A 20,351-nucleotide genomic window follows, 5' to 3' on the forward strand; every position below is an offset into this window, starting at 1 on the left:
ACGGATCGTTCCTCATCTATGGCATGATCGGGAGAATGTTGGAGACGTCCGCTCGCCTGCTCGCCCTGCTCGGACTGCTCCAGTCCCGCCCGGCATGGGCGGGCGCCGATCTCGCCGAACGGCTCGACGTCACCCCGCGCACCATCCGCAACGACGTCGACCGGCTGCGTGACCTCGGCTACCCGATCGACGGCGCACGCGGCCCTGCGGGCGGCTACCGGCTCGGGCCCGGCGCGAAGCTCCCGCCGCTGCTCCTCGACGACGCCGAGGCGGTGGCTGTCGCGATCGGGCTGCGCGCGGCCCACGGCATCACGGACATCGAGGAGAGCTCTGCGAGTGCGCTCGCCAAGCTCGAGCAGGTGCTCCCGCACCGCCTGCGCCGCCGGGTCGAGGCGATCACCGACACCGTGAGCGCAGGGCCGGTCAACACCGACAGCAACGTGGAGGACCCCAAGATCGCCCCGGAGACCCTCTCCCGCATCGCCGATGCGATCCGTGACGAGGAGCGGCTGCGGCTCACGTACGAGGGCGAGCGTCTCGACGTCGAGCCGTACCGGGTGATCACGTGGCAGCGGCGCTGGTACCTCGTCGCCCGTGAGGTGCGCACCGCGAGGTGGCGTGCCCTTCGGGTGGACTGGGCGGAGATCAGCGCGATGCCCCAGCCGCGCTTCGCGCCACGCCCGATGGCCGTCGACGACTACACGACGTTCGTGGTGCGCGAGATCGCGTCGGGCGGCTGGTCGGTGCACGCACGCATCACGGTGCTCGCACCCGCTGAGGAGGTGCGCTCCCGCATCAACGACGCGGTCGGGGTCGTCGAGGAGGTCGACGAGCACACCAGCGTGCTCGTCACCGGCGCCGACAGCATCGAGATCCTCGCCGTGTACGTCGGGATGCTCGGGCTGGACTTCCGGGTCGACTCACCGCCCGAGCTGATCGACCACGTTCGGCTGCTCGGACGCCGGTACGCCGCGGCCGGCGGCTGACCGCTGCATGCGCGCCGCGAGCCACACCGTCGCCACCACGTGCAGCGCGATCGCGACCACGTAGACCACGTCGGCGGTGTCCCCGGCGGGCTTCGTGACGTCGCCGAGGTGCCACCACGTCGCCACCACGAGGAACACCTCCGCTGCCTGCCACCACAGGAGGTCGCGCCACACCGGGTGCGCGAGCACCGCGAGGGGCAGCAGCCACAGGGCGTAGCCAGGTGCGTATGTCGTCCCCACGAGAAGCAGCGCCGCGAGCAGGACGAACGCGTAGCGCGCGGTCTGCGACACGTCACCCGAGCGTGCCGCATAGAGGAAGGTCACGGACACCGCGAACGCCCACAGCCCGATCACGATCGGGACGACGACCGTCGACGACACATCCACCCCGAGCTCGGCCAGCACCGCCCACAGCGACCCGACGCCGCCCTCATGGTCGAGCCACCGGCGTACGGGCTCGGTGACGGCGTCGCCCGCCGTCACCGCGAACGCCACCACACCACCGACGGCCACCGTGAGCGTCGCCGAGCCGAGCAGGCGTCCCGCGGCGGCACCGTGCCGGAGCAGCGCGGTGGCGCCGAGGACGAGCAGGACCACGACCGGCCACCACGCGGCGAGCACCGCGACGCCGAGCACCAGACCAGCCAGGCGCGCACGTCCCGCGGTCCAGGCCGCCAGCCCCCAGGCCACGAGGGCGACCCCGACGAGATCCCAGCCGACGCCGATGAGGAGCGCGATCAGCGGGGACGCGGCCAACGGCATCAGCGACGCGACCGGACGCGACCACGAGGGCCACGGCCGCGTGGCGTTCGTCGAGAGCGCGGAGCGGGCGAGCGCCACGAGTGCGAGAAGGAGGAGCAGGAGGCTCCCGACCGCGACCAGCCCGGTGTACGCGACGGCCTCGCGGCGCACCGAGCGGTCGCGCTCGACCTCCGTCGCGTCCCGTGCAGCGCGGGCGTCGACATCGGATCGCGCGAGGGTGTGCACCACCGCGGCCGTCGCGTGCTGCAGCGCCCCGACCGGCAGCGTGACCGCGTTGACGGGCCACCTGCCACCGGCCTCCGACCAGGGGGCGACCCGTTCGGCGAGCCCCGTGGTCGCGTACTCCTGCGGCAGCTCGCTCGCGCACAGCCGTGCGTACGAGGCTCCGCCCGCGACCGGCTTCTCACTGAACCACCGGCTCCCGGAGTCGACGGCGCACGGGCCCTTGGTGACGAGCCCGAGCGTCCCGACGAGCATCGCCGTCGCGAGCAGGATGCGGACCGGCGTCCACCACCGGCTGGGACGGGCCCGGCCCCCCGCCGGTCCCGCCATCGTCAGCCGCCCCAGCCGTTACCTGGGCCGTCGGTCTCCTCGGGCGGCTCCGGCTCGGTGGGCAGCGTGGGCTGCGTCGGACGCGTCGGACGCGTCGGATCCGGCTCTGTCGGCTCCGTCGGCAGCGTCGGCTGGGTGGGTGCCGGTCGGGTCGGACGCGTCGGGCGGCTCGGACGGTCCGGACGGTCCGGCTTCGGCTTCTTCGTCTCCTCGGTCGCTGTCGGCGTCGGGACGAACGTCTTGCCCTTGGTCGACTTGATGTTGGCCGGCGGCGGGAACTCGCCGCAGTCGCCGCCGTCGAGAACCTTGTCCATGAAGGTCTTGAAGGTCTTGGCGGGGTACTGGCCACCGTAGAACGTCGGCATGTAGCCGTTGAGGGCCTCGTTGCCGTTCTTGCCGCGGACGTACATGACGGCCGTCGACAGCTTGGGCGTGTAGCCGACGAACCACGAGCTCGAGACGTGCGCGCTGCCGACCTCCTTGCCGTCCTCGACCTTCTGGAACGTCGCGGTGCCGGTCTTGCCGGCGGTCGGGCACATCGTGCTCCCGTTGGTGCCGCTGCCCGAGCGCACGACGTCCTGGAGCGCCTTGGTCACGTCGGAGGCGACCGCCTTGGAGAACGCCTCCTTGGAACGGACGGTGTGCTTGTGGAGGTCCTTGCCCTCACGGTCACGGACCCGCTCGATGACGTACCAGTCGTTCTGCTTGCCCTCGTTGGCGAAGGTCGCGTACGCGGCAGCCATGTCGACGTTGGGGACGGGCGCATAACCGAGGGAGACGACGGCGACGCTCGGGTCGTAGCGCTTGACCGCAGCCGCGGAGACGCCGGCTCGACGGGCGGCCTCGAGGGTCTTGTCGCCGCCGTCGTCCATCACGTCGTACGTGAGGTCGACGAACGCGGTGTTGACCGACTCCTGCGTCGCGTACTCCAGGGAGACCGGCCCGAACGAGCGGCCACCGGAGTCGCCCTGGTTCTCGATCTCGGCGTCACCCTTGAGGCGCAGCGGCGACGAGCCGTTCAGCTGGGTCTTGAGGCCGTAGCCGTCGCTCAGCGCCGCGGCGACCGCGAACGGCTTGAAGGACGACCCGGGCTGCGAGCCGAGCATCGCCCAGTTGAGCTGGCTCTTGAGGTAGTTGGGCCCGCCGTACATCGCCCGCAGCGCCCCCGTCTGGGGGTCGACGGAGGACAGCGCGACGTTGAGCTCCTTGAGGCCCTCGGGCTTCATCTCCTTGACGGACTCGACCGCGGCCTTCTGGGCGTCGTAGTCGAACGTCGTGACGACCTTGAGCCCGCCGCCGTTGATCTTGGTGTCGTCGAAGCCCTCCTTGCGCAGCTGCTGCTCGGTGAGGCGCAGGAGGAAGCCCTTGGTGCCGCCGAAGCGGTTGGACTGGCGCTGCTTCTGGACCTTGGGGAGCTTGGCGGAGTACTTCGCGTACTCCTCCTCAGTGATGTTGCCGGCCTTGCGCATCCCGTCGATGACATAGCTGTAGCGACCCATCAGACGGTCGTGGTCGTCCTCGTCGTACGGGTCGAACGCGCTCGGGTTGTTGATCACCGACGACAGCAGCGCAGCCTGCGGCGCGGTCAGCTTGGCGGCCTTCTGGCCGAAGTAGGTCTGTGACGCGGCCTCGACCCCGTACGCACCGTTGCCGAAGTAGATCGTGTTGAGGTAGCCCTCGAGGATCTCCTCCTTCGACATCTGGTTGTGGACCTTGATCGAGAGGATCGCCTCTTTGGCCTTGCGGCTCCAGGTGCGGTCCTGGGTGAGGTAGAGAACCTTCACGTACTGCTGCGTGATGGTCGATCCGCCGGACGTCGAGTTGGTGGTCGCGTTGTCGCGCAGGGCGCGGGCGATTCCCTTGAAGTCGAGGCCCTGGTTCGTGTAGAAGCTGCGATCCTCCGCCGCGACGACCGAGTCCTTGATCGTCTGCGGCATCTCGTCGAACGTGATCGACGTACGGTTCTGCGTCTGGAAGTCGCCGATCTTGTGCTTGCCGTCGGAGTAGTAGACCTTGGTGGTCTGCGTGAGGAACTCGGCGTTCGCGTCGGGGATGGACACCGCGCGGTACGCGAAGAACAGGCCGGCGATCCCGAGGACGAACATCACCACGCCGGTGATGAGTCCCCACTTGACGATGCGGCGCCAGAGCGGCTTGCGGGGCTTGCCTTCTTCGGCGGACCGGCCGCCCTTGCCGGGCTTGGGGGCCGTGCGGGATCGAGAGCCGGCCCGTGAGGCGGGCTGGGCCTTCCTCGAGCGCGGGTTCACGGGTCCGCCGTGCGACTGGTTCGCCACGCGTCGTACTCCTCTGGATTGCTGCCGGGGGGATGCCGCCCTTCACAGGGCAGGCCACAGGCGTGCCGGAGCACGGCCCATCGAGCAAGTGTGCCCAACTTCGAGGTTGAACCAAAACCCCCGCGCCACGGACCCGGTGTCACGAGCACGCATTGACATCTGGTTCGATGTATCGCAACGATATATCCAATCGGCAGTCGAGACCGGCTGCCGAGGAGGAATGCGAAGGGGGTCGTCGTGGCCAGGCGCGGTGCTGCACTCGAGTTCGCCGTACTCGGGCTGCTCCATGACACCCCAATGCACGGGTACGAGCTGCGCAAGGAGCTCAACGCCCTGCTCGGGTGGTCTCGGGTGCTGTCCTACGGCACGCTCTACCCGTGCCTGAAGGTGCTCGGCAAGAAGGGCTACATCGTGGCCGACGACCCTGCCGAGACGGCCGTGGCAGCACGGGGACGGCGGGGAAAGATCGTCTATCGGCTGACCGCCGAGGGCAAGGAGCACTTCAGCGACCTGCTGTCGGCGTCGGGCCCCTCGTCGTGGGAGGACGAGACCTTCGGCATCCACTTCGCCTTCTTCTCGCGCACCGATTCCCGTACCCGTGTGCGCATCCTCGAGGGACGAAGGAGTCGCCTCGAGGAGCGGCTCGAACGTGTGCGCAGCACGGCACAGCGCAATCGTGAACGGCTCGACGCCTACACGTTGGAGCTGCAGCGCCACGGCCTTGAGTCGGTCGAGCGCGAGGTGCGCTGGCTGACCGGTCTGATCGACGCGGAGCGCTCCGGCAAGCAGCCGGGCGGACCGTGGGACCAGACGAGATCGAAGACATCGCCGCCGGACAACGGTGGCTAGGACGAGAGAGCGGGGCCAGCGGCCCCCGAGGAGGAGGACCCCATGGGTTCGGTACGCGTAGCGATCGTGGGCGTCGGCAACTGTGCCACGTCGCTCATCCAGGGCGTCGAGTACTACAAGGACGCTGATCCTGAGGGCACCGTTCCTGGCCTCATGCACGTCCAGTTCGGTGAGTACCACGTCAAGGACGTCGAGTTCGTCGCAGCGTTCGACGTCGATGCCAAGAAGGTCGGGTTCGACCTCGCCGAGGCGACGCAGGCCAGCGAGAACAACACCATCAAGATCGCCGACGTCCCGCCGACCGGTGTGACCGTGCAGCGCGGCCACACCCTCGACGGGCTCGGCAAGTACTACCTCGAGACCATCGAGCAGTCCGACGCCGAGCCGGTCGACGTGGTGCAGGTGCTCAAGGACACGAAGGCAGACGTCCTCGTGTCGTACCTGCCGGTGGGCTCGGACGCCGCCGACAAGTTCTACGCGCAGTGCGCGATCGACGCGGGCGTCGCCTTCGTCAACGCCCTGCCGGTGTTCATCGCCTCCGACCCCGAGTGGGCCAAGAAGTTCGAGGACGCGGGCGTCCCGATCATCGGCGACGACATCAAGAGCCAGGTCGGCGCGACCATCACCCACCGCGTGATGGCCAAGCTGTTCGAGGACCGCGGCGTGACGCTGGACCGGACGTACCAGCTCAACGTCGGCGGCAACATGGACTTCAAGAACATGCTCGAGCGTGATCGCCTGGAGTCCAAGAAGATCTCGAAGACGCAGGCCGTCACCTCGAACCTCAACGGTCCGCTCGCCGGCAAGATCGACGACAAGAACGTCCACATCGGCCCGTCGGACTACGTCCAGTGGCTCGACGACCGCAAGTGGGCGTACGTCCGTCTCGAGGGTCGCGCGTTCGGTGACGTCCCCCTGAGCCTCGAGTACAAGCTCGAGGTCTGGGACTCCCCGAACTCCGCCGGCATCATCATCGACGCGATCCGTGCGGCCAAGATCGCCAAGGATCGCGGCATCGGCGGCGCGCTGATCTCGGCCTCGTCGTACCTGATGAAGTCCCCGCCGGTGCAGCGTCCGGACGATCTCGGGCGTGCCAAGCTCGAGGCGTTCATCGCCGGCACCGAAGAGCGCTGACACCACGCTGGTTGAGCCTGTCGAAACCACGCCCAACGGCGCGGATCCCTGGTCGGGTCCGCGCCGTTCGGCGTTCCCGGTGCCGCTGAGATAGTGAGCGCGTGCGCACCAGCCTGTGGACCCGCGGCTTCGTCCGGCTCCTCGGCGTCCGCGTGGCGAGCCAGGCTGGCGACGGTCTGTTCCAGGCGGGTCTCGCGTGGCTGGTGCTGCTGTCACCCGAGGCACAGCGCTCGTCGGGACGGTTCGTGCTCGTGCTCGCGATTGTGCTGCTGCCGTTCAGCGTGCTCGCCCCGTTCGTCTCGCTGGTGCTCGACCGGTGGCTGCGCCGCAGCATCCTGGTCACCGCCCAGGCCGTACGGGCCGGGGTCGTTGCCTCTGTCGCCCTCGTTGCGTGGCTGTCGGCCGAGCGTGCCGACTGGCCCGTGTACGTCCTGGTCCTCGTCGCGCTCGGGTTCGCCCGGCTGCTGCTCGCCTGCCTGTCGGCGAGCGTCCCGCACGTGGTGGCGCAGGACCGCCTCGTCGACGCCAACGCCGTCGGCCCGACGCTCGGGGCGACGGCGCACGCGACCGGGCTCGGCGCCGGGGCGCTGCTGCTCGCGCTCGGCGCCGGCTCGCCCGTCGTCCTCGTCGCGAGCACGCTGCTGACGGTCACGGCGTCGCTCCTCGCCAGGGGGTTCGGTCGGGCCGCGCTCGGCCCGGACGCCGGCAGCCGTCCGCCGCGCCCCGGTGACGTGCTGCGTGACCTCGCCGATGCCCTCGCCCACCTGTGGAGCCGCCGCCGCGCGAGCGCCGCACTGCTCACGTTCGGCGCACTGCGGGTCGCGTACGGCGGGTTCACCCTGCTGGCCTTCGCGGCGACGGCGGGGCGAGGTGACGACGCGGAGGCTGCGGTGGCGGCGGCCGGTGTCGCGGCAGGGTTCGCGCTGGGTGCCGTCAGCACCCCGTGGCTCGCGCACCGGCTCGGGATCGGTCGCTGGACCGTCGTCGCGGGAGCGGTCGGGCTCACCCTGCTCACGGCGCCCGCGCTGGTCGGGGGCGGGACGGTCACGGCGTGGTTCGTGCAGGCGTTCGCGTTCGGGCTCGTCCACCAGGTGTGGAAGATCCGTACCGACACGGTGGTGCAGCGCGAGGTCGACGAGCAGTACCTCGGCCGCGTCTTCGTGCTCTACGACGTCCTCAACAACATCACGTACGTCGCCGGTGCCGCCCTGGCAGCGCTGCTCGTGGCGTGAACCGCGGTCAGGACACGCGGTCGCCGGACGCGACGTACTCCCAGTGCCACGGCTCCGGTCGTGAGCCGCCGGGGCGCGCCCAGTACGGGATGTCCCAGCCGAACGCCGAGGCGTGGGCATCCATCCACGCCCATGCCGCCGTCCCAGCCTGGCCGTCGCTGTTCGTGCAGAGGTCGAGCGCGAGGCCGAGACCGTGGTTGCTGGTGCCCGGCGGTGCGACCATGCCCGGGTTCGAGGCGTGCATCTTGGCCTGCTGCGCATAGCTGCGGTAGCCGTTGTTCACACACGGATAGCGTCCGTGCGCCTCCTTGAAGGCCTCCTGCAGGCTCGCCCAGGCCTCGGCGGCGTCAGCACGCAGCTCGGTGCCGGACGGCGGCACCGTGCACAGCGCCGAGGCTGGCAGGCGGCCGTTCGGGCCCGAGGGCTGCGATCCGGTGGACGCGCAGGAGGTGAGGATCAGCATCCGCTCGGCGACCGCACGACCGGCCTCGCTCATCCCCCGGCTGCTGCGGACCTCGGCGGCCTCGTGCGAGGCGCGCTTGTCGACCTCCTGCGCGATCGCGCGCGCGACGGCGGCCTCGTGGGCAGCGCGCTCCCGCTCGTCCAGGACGTAGCGCACGGCAGGGACGGCCATCGCGACCACGAGAACGAGGACGGCGAGGCGTCGCACGCGGCGGAACCGAGGCCGGCGCGGGCCCGGGCTTTCGCCCCGTCCAGCGCCCCGTCCAGCGCCCCGTCCGGCGCCCCGCCTCCTGGTCTGCGCACGCCGCCCACCCGCCGCCGTCGCAGCGCGGGACGAGCGCTCAGGGCGGGTGGGCGGGTCCTCCGACGCGGGCAGGTCGGCATCCGTGCCGGCGTGCGGGGTCGCAGGCTCGGCACGGCTCGGAGCAGCATGCCGTCCGGCCACCGTGGTCCTCTCGCGCGTCCCCCGCGGACGCCAGACTAGCGACGCGCGGCCCGCGATGCCATGGTCATGACGTGGACGGACGAACGCTGCGCAACGTGACCTGGACCGGTGCCGAGGACGACCCCGAGCGGGTGGAGGCGGCGACCCTTGCGCTCGACGACCGGACCCTGATCGCCCGAGGCACCTCGCGCGCGTCGTCGTACGTCGCCGCGTGGTCGCTCGTCACCGGCGACGACTGGGTGACGCGCCGACTCGACGTCAGCGTCCACGGAACCGGCTGGTCGCGCCGCCTCGCCCTCGTCCGTGACGGCGACGCGTGGACCGGCCTCGCGGAGCAGCACGGCGACGGCGGTCCCGCCGAGGCGCCCGGACTCGCCGACCCGGAGTCTGTGGCCGGAGCGCTCGACTGCGACATCGCGCTGTGCCCGGTCACGAACACGATGCCGATCCTGCGCCACAGCCTCGTGACCGCACCGCCCGGACCCGAGATCGCGCACGTGATGGCGTGGGTCGACCTGCCGTCGCTCGCGGTGATCCGCAGCGAGCAGCGCTACGGGACGGTCGCCCCGTACGACGAGGAGGCCGGCCACGCGGTCGTACGGTACGCGAGCGCGAGCCGTGACTTCGTCGGCGACCTCACCGTGGACCGCGACGGCGTCGTCGTCGACTACCCGCAGCTGGCGTACCGGGCGACGCTCAGCTGACGCCGCCCTCGCGGGCGGCCCACCACGCGAGGAGCGCCTCGCGTGCCGCGTCCTCGCCGAGGGGGCCGCGGTCCAGACGGAGGTCCATGAGGAACCGGTACGCCTCGCCGACCACCTTGCCCGGTCCGACGCCGAGGATCCCCATGATCTGGTTGCCATCGAGGTCGGGGCGGATCTTGTCGAGCTCCTCGGCCTCCGCGAGCACGGCGATGCGCTGCTCCAGGTCGTCGTAGGTGCGCTGGAGCCGCTCGGCCTTGCGGCGGTTGCGCGTGGTCGAGTCGGCGCGGGTGAGCACGTGGAGCCGCTCGAGCTGGTCTCCGGCGTCGCGGACATACCGCCGCACCGCGGAGTCCGTCCACTCACCGGTGCCGTACCCGTGGAATCGCAGGTGCAGCTCGACGAGCGTGGTGACCTCGTCGACGACCTCGTTGGAGTAGCGCAGCTCGCGCAGCCGTTTGCGGGCGAGCTTGGCCCCGACGACGTCGTGGTGATGGAAGGTGACCGAGCCGTCGTCGGCGAAGCGGCGTGTCTTGGGCTTGCCGATGTCGTGCAGCAGCGCCGCGAGCCGGGCCACCAGGTCCGGCCCGCCGCCGGGGAGCCGCTCCTCGAGCGCGATCGCCTGCTCGAGGACCGTCAACGAGTGGTCGTACACGTCCTTGTGGCGGTGGTGCTCGTCGCGCTCGAGACGCAGCGCGGGGAGCTCGGGGAGCACGTACTCGGCGATGCCCGTGTCGACGAGCAGCGTGAGGCCGTCGCGCGGGTGGTCGGCGAGCAGCGTCTTGTTGAGCTCGTCGCGCACGCGCTCGGCCGACACGATGGTGATCCGCTCGGCCATCGCCGTCATCGCCGCCACGACCTCCTCGACCGGGGTGAAGCCGAGCTGCGCGACGAAGCGCGCGGCCCGCATCATGCGCAGCGGATCGTCGTCGAACGACTGGGTCGGCGACACCGGCGTCCGGAGGAGCCGCGCGTCGAGGTCGGCGAGGCCGCCGAAGGGATCGACGAACGTCCCGGACTCGAGGAGGTACGCCATCGCGTTCACCGTGAAGTCGCGTCGCGAGAGGTCGCCCTCCAGGGAGTCACCGTACGAGACGTGCGGCTTGCGTGAGGAGATGTCGTACTCCTCACTGCGGTAGGTCGTGACCTCGATCTGGAGGTCGCCCTTGCGCGCGGCGATGGTGCCGTACTCACGGCCGACGTCCCACGTCGCGTCGGCCCACCCGTCGAGAATGCGCTCGGTGTCGTCAGGGCGAGCAGAGGTCGTGACGTCCCAGTCCTGGGTCGGCCGCCCGAGGACGGCGTCACGCACAGGGCCGCCGACCAGGGCCAACGTGTGACCGGCCTCACTGAAGCGGCGGGCCAGCTCGAGGACCTCGGGGGCCGCGACGAGACGGTCGGTGAGTGCTGCCCCGGGATCGTGCAGCGCGGGGGAAGGGGAGGCTGTGGCCATGACCCGCCATTCTACGGTGCGGCCTTGACAGTGGCTGGGTCCGCCGATTCGACCGGTCGCTCTAGCATTGCCCCGATGACACGCGCCGAAGCTTGCTCCTCCCGTCCCGCGCACCGCGGCGCCGTACGGGGGCTGCTGGCGACCGCGCTGATCGCCGTGCTCGCAGCGCTGCTCCCGACCGCCACGGTCGTCGCCCCCGCCCGCGCCGCCGATGCCGACCGGCTCGCCGTCACGATCGACGCGCTTTCTCCGGCCACGCTGTCGGAGGGCGACACGCTGACGATCAGCGGGCGGATCACGAACCCGTCGTCGAAGGCCTGGAGCCGGCTGCGCGTGCACCTCGTGATGCCGTCGGTGCCGCTCGACGATGCGGCCGACCTCGACGAGGCGCTCGGACACCCGTCGGCCGAGGTCACCGGCACCCGCCACACGAGCGGTGGCGCGGTCGTCGCGGCCGGTGATCTGGCTCCGGGCGACACCACCACCTTCCAGCTCCAGGTGCGGTACGCCGAGCTGCGAGTGACCTCCGAGGGCGTCTATCCGGTGGGGGTGCACGTGCTCGCCACCGGCCCGGACGGCACCCGGTCACCGGACGCCGTCGGTCGGTCCTACACGAGCATCCCGTTCGTCGGCGACGCGGCTGCGGCGGCCGCGCGGGTGTCGATGGTGTGGCCGTTCATTGCGCCCGTTCAGCGCGACGAGCGCAACCGGTACGTCGACACCGCCGGGCTGGTCCAGTCGGTCTCCCCCGGTGGCAGGCTGCGGCGCCTGCTCGACCTGGCACGCTCGGACGACTCGTCCCCGTCGACGGTGCTGCTCGACCCCGCGCTGCTCGACGCCCTGCGGGACATCGCCGCCGACTCGTACGGCCCGAACCGTCAGGGCGGGCCCGGCGGGACGGCGCTGTACGTCCCCGAAGGCGAGCCGACGCCGTCCCCCGACGCCGACGCGCCGGAGCAGGCCGATCCCGAAGCGCAGCCGGAGACCAGCGGCGCGCGGCAGCGTGTGGCGACGTTCCTCACGGACCTGGTGTCGTACGCCCAGCGCCACCCCGTATGGGCGGTTCCGTACGGCCGGCCCGACTCGTTCGCGATCACCCGGCGCAGCGCGGGCGAGTCCGGCGCGACCGTCGTCGAGGCGGCCACGACGGCGACACAGGCAACGCTTGCGCAGTTCGGGATCACGGCGCGCACGGTCTCCTGGCCGCCCAACGGCATCAGCAACGCCAGCCGGCTCGCAGGCTCCCGACAGCTCGGCACGGAGCTGGCGATTCTCTCCCCCGAGGTCCTCCCCGGCTGGACGCCTGACGACGGCACGGCGCTGCGCGCAGAGGTCGGTGGCGCGCCGATGGACGTCGTCGTCGTCGACCCGGGACTCCAGGCCGTGTCGTCGGCCACCAACCCGACGCTCGCCCTGCGGCAGCGGATCGCCTCACGCGCGGCACTCGGCGCGCTGGGCGACAGCTCGCGGCGGATCGTCGTCCTCCCGTCCGCGTCGTTCGACCCGGGCAGCGAGTGGGCGCGTGCGCAGTTCCACGACGTGTTCGACGCGGCGTGGATACGCCCCGTGGCCGCCGACGCGCTGCTCGGCTCGGGCAGCCGTCGGTGGACGGGCCGCATCGCGTTGCCCCCGCGCACCAACCAACGCCCGATCACCGAGGAGCAGGTCGCCGCGGCGGCACGCATCGTCGACAGCGGGAGCGTGGTGAGCGAGCTCCTCGGCGACGACGTCGGGCGTGACGTCTTCTACGCCCAGAGCGCGTCGTTGGCGGTCTCCCAAGACTGGCGCGGCGCTCGTACGCGTGGTGTCCAGCACGCCGAGGCGCAGGCTGCGTCGGTCGAGCGGGTCCTCGATCGGGTGAGCGTCTCGGCGTCCTCGTTCGTCACCCTCTCGGGCTCCTCAGGTCGTTTCCCGATCACGATCACCAACAGCCTGTCGTCACCGGTCACCGTCGGTGTGCGCTTCACCTCCGACGACGCGAGCGCCCGGATCGAGGACATCGCTCCGCAGCAGATCTCGGCAGGCCAGAGCGTCACGATCACCGTCTCGGCCGACGTGGGGCAGGCGACGACGACCACGTTCACGGCCGCACTGGTGACGTCCGGCGGCAGCGAGCTGAGCGAGCCGGCCCGCTTCACGGTCCGCTCGAGCGTGGTCGGTCGGGTGATCTGGTTCTTCTTCGGCCTCGCCATGCTGCTGGTCGTCATCGCTGTCGTTCGCCGGGTCGTCAAGGGGCGCAAGGTCGAGACGCTCCATGACGAGACCGAGGGCGAGCTCGAGGGTGACGCCGAGCCCGATCCGACAGTCGAGCCCGCGAGCAGCACTGAGCCGGCCCGGTCGGAGCAGGAGACAGACGCATGAGCAAGCACAGGCTCTCGCGCCGCGACCGGAGGTCGGGCAGGCCCGCACCCACGCCGGCGCAGACGGCCACCGCCGAGGATGCGCCGTTCCTGGCCGCTGAGGCCGACGCGGTCCAGGAGGTGACCCAGACCAGCGAGGCCGTCGCGGAGGCGGAACGTCGCACCTCGACGGGCCTGCTCTCGGCGAGCGTCCTCATGGCCGCCGGGACCATCGTGTCTCGCTTGTCCGGGTTCGTCCGATCGGCACTCATCTTCGCGGCGATCGGCAGCAGCCTGAACGCCGACATCTTCACCGGTGCCAACACGATCCCCAACGCCCTCTACATCCTGCTCGCCGGCGGCATCTTCAACGTCGTCCTCGTCCCGCAGCTCGTGCGGGCGATGAAGAACGACGCCGACGGCGGAGAGGCGTACGCCCAGCGCATCATCACGCTCGGCCTCCTCGTCCTCGGGATCGCCACGGTGGTCCTGGTCGTGTTCGCGCCGTTGCTGGTCCGGCTCGTCTTCGACGGCATGCTGTTCGACCCGGGCAACGAGGGCGCGCTCGCCTCGGCGTACACGCTGATGCGCTACTGCCTCCCGCAGATCTTCTTCTACGGCGCATTCGTGCTGGTCGGCCAGATTCTCAACTCGCGTGGTCGCTTCGGGCCGATGATGTGGGCGCCGATCGCCAACAACGTCATCTCGTGCGCGGTCCTCGGGACCTACCTCGTCGTGTACGGCGGGAGCAACGGCTCCGACGGGTTCACCAGTGGGCAGGAGCTGATGCTCGGTGTCGGGTCGACGGTCGGCATCGCCGTCCAGGCCCTGATCCTCCTCCCGTACCTGAAGGCAGCCGGCTTCCACTACCGGCCGCGGTTCGACTTCCGCGGTGTCGGGCTCGGCCACACTCTCAAGCTCGGCGCGTGGACGCTGGCGTTCATCCTGGTCAACCAGGTGATGTTCGTCGTCGTCACCCGCATCGGCTCGAGCGCGGGCCTGCTCGCCGCGGCCAACGGCGACCCCGACCCGGCCGGCACCACGGTGTACTCGAGCGCGTTCCTCATCACCCAGGTCCCGCACGGGGTCATCACCGTGTCCCTCGTGACCGCGACGATGCCGCTGATCTCGCGGCTCGCTGCCGAGGCGGACTTCGTCCGGATGCGCGCAGAGATCCGCAACAACATCCGTCTCGTCCTGGCGCTGATCGCCCCGATCGCGGTCGCGGTGTTCGCGCTGTCGGGTCCGCTCGGCACCGTGGTGGCATCGTGGGGTGCGATGGCCGGCAACACCGAGACGGTGTCGGCCACGATCGCGGCGTTCGCTCCGGCGATCATCTTCTTCTCGTTGCACTACATGAGCCTGCGCGGCTTCTACGCCCTCGAGGACACCCGTACGCCGTTCTTCCTGCAGATCGTGCTCGCCGCCGTCAACATTGGGCTCGCGATCACGCTGGCGTCCCAGGTCGAGCCGAACGCGATCTCGGCCGTGCTCGCGCTCTCGTACGGAGCCGCCTACCTGGTCGGCTCTCTGCTCGCGATCTCGATGCTGTCGCGACGGATCGGGCCGGTCGTCGACTGGAGCGCCGTCGGGTTCGTCGTGCGTCTGGTCACCGCCTGCGTGCTCGCAGGGGCGGTGATCCTCGGCTCCGCCGCACTGCTCGCCGGCCCGCTGGGGCTGGACGGCGACGGCAAGCTCGACGCGCTGTTCGCGCTCGTGCTGTTCGGCGGGCTCGGCGCCGTGACCTATCTGGCGGCCGCGTCCCTGCTGCGGATCCGCGAGGTGACCTCGGTCGTGAGGACCGTTCTGCGTCGCTGACCACGCGGTGGTGCAAGCACGCGCCCCGACCTGGATAGCATAAGGCGTGGACCAGACCGCGGCACTGAGTTCGGGGACCCTGCTCACGGGTCGCTACCGCCTCGACGACCTCATCAAGGAGTCGGACGGCGCGGTGACGTGGAAGGCGTACGACACCGTCCTCGACCGCAACGTCGGCATCCAGGCGGTGCGTGCCGACGACCGCCGTGCGACTGCGTTCGTGCTCGCGGCCGGTCGGTCGACCGCGGTCTCCGACCCACGTTTCCTGCAGGTGCTCGACATCGTCGAGGGCGACCACGGACACACCTATCTCGTCCGTGAGTGGGCGCGCGCCGTCTCGCTCGACCACGTGCTCGGGCCGTCGACGCTGACCAACGCGCGCTCGACGACAGTCACCCTCGAGCTCGCCGACGCGTTCGCGCACGCCCACGATGCCGGCGTCTATCACCGCCATCTGCGCCCGGCGACGGTGCTTCTCAAGGAGAATGGCGGCATCCGCATCATCGGGCTCGCCACCGACCACGCCCTGCGTTCGGCCCACCACGACGTGGACGACGCCGACGTGGGCTACGCCGAGCAGCTCGACGTCGAGGCGCTCGGCAAGATCCTGTACGCGTGTCTGACCGGGCGCTACCCCGGCGGCGACGAGCTGCTCGCACCTGCCCCGAGTGAGCACGGCCGTGTCCTGCGTCCGCGACAGGTCAGGGCAGGTGTCTCGCACGACGTCGACACGGTCTGCGACCGGATCCTCGGGCGCCCGCCGCGCCACCACCGCCCGCCGCTGCGCAGCGCCCGCGACGTGGCGCTCGAGCTGGCGATCACCGGCGAGGAGGAGCCTGTCGACCCCGAGGTCACTCCCAGCTCCTCACCCGACCTCTACCGCCACGACCCGGTCCGTACGGGGGCCGGTGAGCCTCCGCCTGCTGTGAACCCGCCGAAGCCCCGGCCTGCCGCGCTCGCACCCCCACCGCCGACACCCATCGAGCGGGGCCTGTCGAAGGTGCGGCGTTCAGCCAAGGGCGAGCGTGGTCTCATCTGGCTCGCGCTCGGCGTCGTCGTCCTTCTCGCGGCGTCGCTGACCTTCATCCTCGGCCGCGTCTCAGCTCCGACCAATCCGACTCCGCCCGCCGACGAGCCGGCGCCCGAGGCGAGCCGCGCGGTGGTCGACCTCGGGATCAAGGACGTGGAGTCCTTTGACCCGGCGCCGGACGGCGACGGAGAGGAGAGCCCCAGCACCGTCGAGCTCGCTACCGACGGCGACCCGGCGACGTCCTGGATCACCATGGAGTACTACCGCCGCAACGACCTTGGCGGACTGAAGGACGGTGTCGGGCTACTGATCGACCTCGGACGACCGCGCGACGTGACGGCGATGCAGGTGCTGTTTGGCGCCTCGCCGACGTCGTTCCGGGTGTACGCGGCCCCCGGCCGTACGCAGCCGCCGACCGAGGTCAGTCAGATGGAGCGCATCGGCGGCTATGCCGACGCGCCCAGCGGTGCCTCGGTGTCGTTCTCGCAGCCCGTCAACACGCGCTACCTGCTGCTCTGGCTCACCCGTCTCCCCGAGCGCGAGAACGACATCTTCCAGGGTGCGGTGGCGGAGGTCACGGTCCGCGGCCTGGAGTGACCGCCGGGTGGCACGGGTCGTCCGCGGCGTTGGGCCGCAACACCCGACGGCACCGCGTCGCCGGAATGCCCGCGACCTAGGATGCGTTGTGTGGAGTGCGGCCGACACCGCACGCAACAGCAGACCGATAGGCGGAGCATGTCCACTGACGTACGCAACGTGATCATCATCGGCTCGGGCCCCGCGGGCTACACCGCCGCGGTGTACACGGCTCGCGCCAACCTCTCCCCGCTCGTCTTCGAAGGCTCCGTCACCGCCGGTGGCGCCCTGATGAACACGACCGACGTCGAGAACTTCCCCGGTTTTCCCGAGGGGATCGAAGGCCCGGCCCTCATGGACAACATGCGCCAGCAGGCCGAGCGCTTCGGCGCCGAGCTGGTCGCCGACGACGTCGTCGAGGTCGACCTGACCGGCGACGTCAAGATCGTCCGTACGGCGACCGGTGAGCACCGCGCTCGCGCCGTGATCCTCGCGATGGGCTCGGGCTACCGCAAGCTCGGCATCGACGGTGAGGACCGGCTGTCCGGACGCGGCGTCAGCTGGTGCGCCACATGTGACGGCTTCTTCTTCCGCAAGCAGGAGATCATCGTCGTCGGCGGCGGTGACTCCGCCCTCGAGGAGGCGACCTTCCTCACCCGCTTTGCCGACAAGGTCACGCTGGTCCACCGCCGTGACGAGCTGCGCGCCAGCAAGATCATGCAGGAACGCGCCTTCAAGAACGACAAGATCGAGTTCGCCTGGAACTCCGCCGTCAAGGAGATCCGCGGCGAGCTGTCGCTCGAAGGTGTCGTTCTCGAGGACACCGTGACCGGCGAGGAGCGCCTCGTCCCCGCGACGGGTCTGTTCATCGCGATCGGCCACGATCCGCGCTCCGAGCTGCTCGCGGGTCAGGTCGACCTCGATGCCGAGGGCTACGTGCTCGTCCAGCCCGGCTCGACCCGGACGAATGTGCCCGGCGTCTTCGCCTCCGGCGATCTCGTCGACCACACCTACCGCCAGGCGGTCACCGCCGCAGGCACCGGCTGCTCCGCCGCCCTCGACGCCGAGCGCTACATCGCCGACCTCGAGCACGCCGAGCTCGCCACCGCGTGAGCGCCGGTCCTCGGGAATCGACTCGCTCCTGAGGGCGTTTCACCAGACAGACTCATCGAACCCGCCGTCTGACAATCCGAAGGAGAAGCAACCGTGGGCAACATCCAGGCCGTCACTGACGCCGAGTTCCCGACCACCGTGCTGGGCTCTGACAAGCCCGTGCTCGTCGACTTCTGGGCGGAGTGGTGCGGTCCGTGCCGCCAGGTCTCGCCGATCCTCGAAGAGATCGCTGCCGAGTACGGCGACAAGATCACGATCGTCAAGATGAATGTCGACGAGAACCCGCAGACCCCGGCTTCCTACCGGGTGACGTCGATCCCGACACTCAACGTCTACCAGAACGGTGAGATCGTCCAATCGATCATCGGCGCGAAGCCCAAGAGCCTCCTGCTCAAGGAGCTCGACGCGTTCGTCAGCTGATCTGACGACCTCACAGCCGCAGACGAAGGGCCCGCACCTGACGGTGCGGGCCCTTCGTCGTCGCCCTTCGCGGAGCGGCGCCGCAAGAAGTCATGTTCCTGAGTCTACTTGTCGACAAATAGATGAATTCCCTCATTGATTCAGCGCTATGCCGACGCTGGACCGTTCCCTCGCTTGGCCGGGTCCATCAACGTCACGATGCGCTCGAGGTCGTCGATCGACGCGAACTCGACCGTGATCTTGCCCTTCGTCTTGCCGAGGTCGACCTTCACTCGCGTGTCGAAGCGGTCTGCGAGCCGGTCTGCGAGGTCCGTCAGCCTCGGGGCGACGATGCGCCGAGGACGCTGCCGGCGGTCGGGCTCGTCCGCGAGGTCCTCTCCCATCGCGACGATCTCCTCGAGCGAGCGGACGGAGAGCCCTTCTGCGACGACCCGCTGAGCGAGCCTTTCCTGCCGCACGCTGTCGACGACCGCCACAAGCGTCCGCGCGTGTCCGGCGCTCAGCACTCCCGCAGCGACGCGGCGTTGCACCGCCGGAGTGAGGCGAAGCAGGCGGAGGGTGTTGCTGATCTGCGGGCGTGACCGTCCGATACGGGTCGCGAGCTCCTCATGCGTGCACCCGAAATCGTCGAGGAGCTGCTGGTACGCCGCTGCCTCCTCGAGCGGATTCAGCTGTGCGCGATGAAGGTTCTCCAGAAGCGCATCGCGCAGGAGGTCCTCGTCCGAGGTATCGCGCACGATCGCCGGAATCGTGTCGAGCCCGGCTTCCTTGGTCGCGCGCCAACGACGCTCGCCCATGACGAGCTCGTAGGTGTTGTCGCCGACGGTCCGGACGACGACCGGCTGGAGCAGTCCGATCTCGCGAATCGAGTGGACGAGCTCCGCCATCGCCTCCTCGTCGAACACCTCGCGCGGCTGCCGCGGGTTCGGGGAGACGTGGTCGACCGGGATCTCCGCGAAACGTGCACCCTCAACGGGTCGGAGCCCCTCGACCACCGGCAGGGGCGAGCTGTCCAGGGCTGCGTCGCCCGGAGTGGCGTCTCCGGTCGATGAGCTTGCGGGCGGAGTGTCAGCAGCCGACGACGGAGAGGTGCTCACGCCGTTGTCGGTGTGCTCGCTCAGCGGGGCCGGCTGCGTGGTTTCACGTGAAACATCTGCGGGGGCGGTGGGAATGAGGGCGCCGAGGCCACGGCCGAGTCCACGTCGTTGCTGACTCATGACTGATCCCCCAGGTCGAGCGTCGATGCAGCCTCCGCAATCTCTCGCGCCGCCTCGAGATAGGACAGCGACCCGGGCGAGCTCGGGTCGTAAGTGATGACCGTCTGCTGATAGCTCGGCGCCTCGGAGATACGGACTGACCGCGGGATTGCCGTCTTGAGCACGCGGTCGGAAAAGTAGGTGCGAACCTCGTCGGCGACACCTGCACTGAGGCGCGTCCGAGCGTCGTACATCGTCAAGAGGATCGTGCTGAGGTTCAGCGTGGGGTTGAGCTGATCCTGGACCATGTCAACGGTCTTGATCAGCTGCGACAGACCCTCGAGGGCGTAGTACTCGCACTGAATCGGGATCATGACCTCACGTGCCGCCGCAAGGGCGTTGACGGTGAGAAGGCCGAGCGACGGCGGGCAGTCGACGTACACATAGTCGTACGGGCGGTCAGCCTGCGCGTTCCGTGCAAGGAAGTCGTCCAGCGCCCGCCGCAGACGTGTTTCGCGAGCGACCATCGGGACAAGCTCGATCTCCGCCCCGGCGAGTGCGATCGACGCCGGGAGGACATCCAGGTTCTCGACGTCCGGGCACGCCTGGATCAGATCATCGATCTTCTGTCCGTCCACCAGCACCTCGTACACACCAGGGGTGTCCGCGCTGTGATCCACGTTCAGCGCCGTCGAGGCATTGCCCTGCGGATCGAGGTCGATGACCAACACCCGCAGGCCGTGTGTCGCCATCGCTGCCGCCACGTTGACCGTCGTCGTCGTCTTGCCGACGCCGCCCTTCTGGTTCGCGACGATCAGCACGCGGGTGGCCGGCGGACGCGGCATCGGCGCGGCAGCCTCGGCATCGTGCTGGCGCTGCAGCGAAGCAGCTACCTCTTGGGCAAGCGGGGTGTCGGTGGCGAGCCCGCCCGAGTGAGCGAGATCGGAGGCACGCGGGACGATCGGGGGTACGTAGGGCTCGCTCACGCA

16 protein-coding genes are annotated in these 20,351 nt (G+C 70.1%); 10 read left to right on the forward strand and 6 right to left on the reverse strand.

The features are described 5' to 3' along the window. Positions 1-35: 35 nt before the first annotated feature. Positions 36-986, forward strand: a complete 951-nt coding sequence (locus HCT63_RS01000) for a WYL domain-containing protein (RefSeq protein WP_167000701.1) — start codon at positions 36-38, stop codon at positions 984-986. Here HCT63_RS01000 and HCT63_RS01005 read toward each other — a convergent pair. Both HCT63_RS01005 and HCT63_RS01010 read right to left on the reverse strand, forming a co-directional pair. Further along, positions 921-2,300 (reverse strand): hypothetical protein, encoded by a 1,380-nt coding sequence (locus HCT63_RS01005; protein WP_167000702.1) that lies wholly within the window; start codon positions 2,298-2,300, stop codon positions 921-923. The two genes, HCT63_RS01000 and HCT63_RS01005, sit on opposite strands and share 66 nt — an antisense overlap. Before the next feature lie 2 nt (positions 2,301-2,302). Next, positions 2,303-4,594, reverse strand: coding sequence for a transglycosylase domain-containing protein (locus tag HCT63_RS01010; protein WP_167000704.1), 2,292 nt, complete (start codon positions 4,592-4,594; stop codon positions 2,303-2,305). Between the two features lie 237 nt (positions 4,595-4,831). On the opposite strand from HCT63_RS01010, the gene HCT63_RS01015 reads away from it, so the two are divergent. The 3 genes from HCT63_RS01015 (at position 4,832) to HCT63_RS01025 (ending at position 7,809) form a co-directional block, all read left to right on the forward strand. Then, on the forward strand, positions 4,832-5,443 hold the full coding sequence (locus tag HCT63_RS01015; RefSeq protein ID WP_167000706.1) for a PadR family transcriptional regulator: 612 nt from the start codon (positions 4,832-4,834) through the stop codon (positions 5,441-5,443). Positions 5,444-5,485: 42 nt separating this feature from the next. Further along, a complete protein-coding gene (locus HCT63_RS01020; protein ID WP_167000708.1) occupies positions 5,486-6,577 on the forward strand; it encodes an inositol-3-phosphate synthase in 1,092 nt (363 codons plus the stop codon). A gap of 101 nt (positions 6,578-6,678) precedes the next feature. Beyond that, positions 6,679-7,809: an MFS transporter gene (locus HCT63_RS01025; RefSeq protein ID WP_167000710.1), complete on the forward strand. Its 1,131-nt coding sequence runs from the start codon at positions 6,679-6,681 to the stop codon at positions 7,807-7,809. Positions 7,810-7,816: 7 nt separating this feature from the next. On the opposite strand, the gene HCT63_RS01030 is transcribed toward HCT63_RS01025, so the two are convergent. Further along, the gene (locus tag HCT63_RS01030; protein ID WP_167000712.1) at positions 7,817-8,479 is read right to left on the reverse strand and encodes a M15 family metallopeptidase; all 663 of its coding nucleotides are present in this window, start codon (positions 8,477-8,479) and stop codon (positions 7,817-7,819) included. A 308-nt stretch (positions 8,480-8,787) separates the two neighbouring features. Here HCT63_RS01030 and HCT63_RS01035 point away from each other — a divergent pair, with 308 nt between their 5' ends. Beyond that, entirely contained in the window at positions 8,788-9,420 is a 633-nt protein-coding gene (locus tag HCT63_RS01035) for a putative glycolipid-binding domain-containing protein (protein ID WP_208322210.1), read from the forward strand. On the opposite strand, the gene HCT63_RS01040 is transcribed toward HCT63_RS01035, so the two are convergent. After that, a complete protein-coding gene (locus tag HCT63_RS01040) occupies positions 9,413-10,870 on the reverse strand; it encodes a CCA tRNA nucleotidyltransferase (RefSeq protein WP_167000714.1) in 1,458 nt (485 codons plus the stop codon). The genes HCT63_RS01035 and HCT63_RS01040 overlap by 8 nt on opposite strands. A 75-nt stretch (positions 10,871-10,945) precedes the next feature. Between HCT63_RS01040 and HCT63_RS01045 the strand changes: the two genes are divergently transcribed. From HCT63_RS01045 to trxA, 5 genes are all read left to right on the forward strand, one after another. Beyond that, positions 10,946-13,231, forward strand: coding sequence for a DUF6049 family protein (locus tag HCT63_RS01045; protein ID WP_167000716.1), 2,286 nt, complete (start codon positions 10,946-10,948; stop codon positions 13,229-13,231). Next, complete coding sequence (murJ, locus tag HCT63_RS01050; RefSeq protein WP_167000718.1) at positions 13,228-15,027, forward strand: murein biosynthesis integral membrane protein MurJ; 1,800 nt, start codon at positions 13,228-13,230, stop codon at positions 15,025-15,027. The genes HCT63_RS01045 and murJ overlap by 4 nt, the downstream gene beginning before the upstream one ends. Before the next feature lie 46 nt (positions 15,028-15,073). Then, entirely contained in the window at positions 15,074-16,654 is a 1,581-nt protein-coding gene (locus HCT63_RS01055; protein WP_167000720.1) for a hypothetical protein, read from the forward strand. 138 nt (positions 16,655-16,792) lie between these two features. After that, entirely contained in the window at positions 16,793-17,746 is a 954-nt protein-coding gene (trxB, locus tag HCT63_RS01060) for a thioredoxin-disulfide reductase (protein WP_182397125.1), read from the forward strand. A gap of 93 nt (positions 17,747-17,839) precedes the next feature. Beyond that, positions 17,840-18,166, forward strand: a complete 327-nt coding sequence (gene trxA, locus HCT63_RS01065; RefSeq protein WP_279587717.1) for a thioredoxin — start codon at positions 17,840-17,842, stop codon at positions 18,164-18,166. 146 nt (positions 18,167-18,312) lie between these two features. On the opposite strand, the gene HCT63_RS01070 is transcribed toward trxA, so the two are convergent. Both HCT63_RS01070 and HCT63_RS01075 read right to left on the reverse strand, forming a co-directional pair. Further along, positions 18,313-19,383 (reverse strand): ParB/RepB/Spo0J family partition protein, encoded by a 1,071-nt coding sequence (locus tag HCT63_RS01070; protein ID WP_167000724.1) that lies wholly within the window; start codon positions 19,381-19,383, stop codon positions 18,313-18,315. Further along, complete coding sequence (locus HCT63_RS01075) at positions 19,380-20,207, reverse strand: AAA family ATPase (protein WP_167002182.1); 828 nt, start codon at positions 20,205-20,207, stop codon at positions 19,380-19,382. Before HCT63_RS01075 ends, HCT63_RS01070 begins: the two co-directional genes overlap by 4 nt. Between the last annotated feature and the right edge of the window lie 144 nt (positions 20,208-20,351).

This window comes from Mumia sp. ZJ430, from assembly GCF_011751845.1.
In the GTDB taxonomy this organism is placed as follows: Bacteria; Actinomycetota; Actinomycetes; order Propionibacteriales; family Nocardioidaceae; genus Mumia.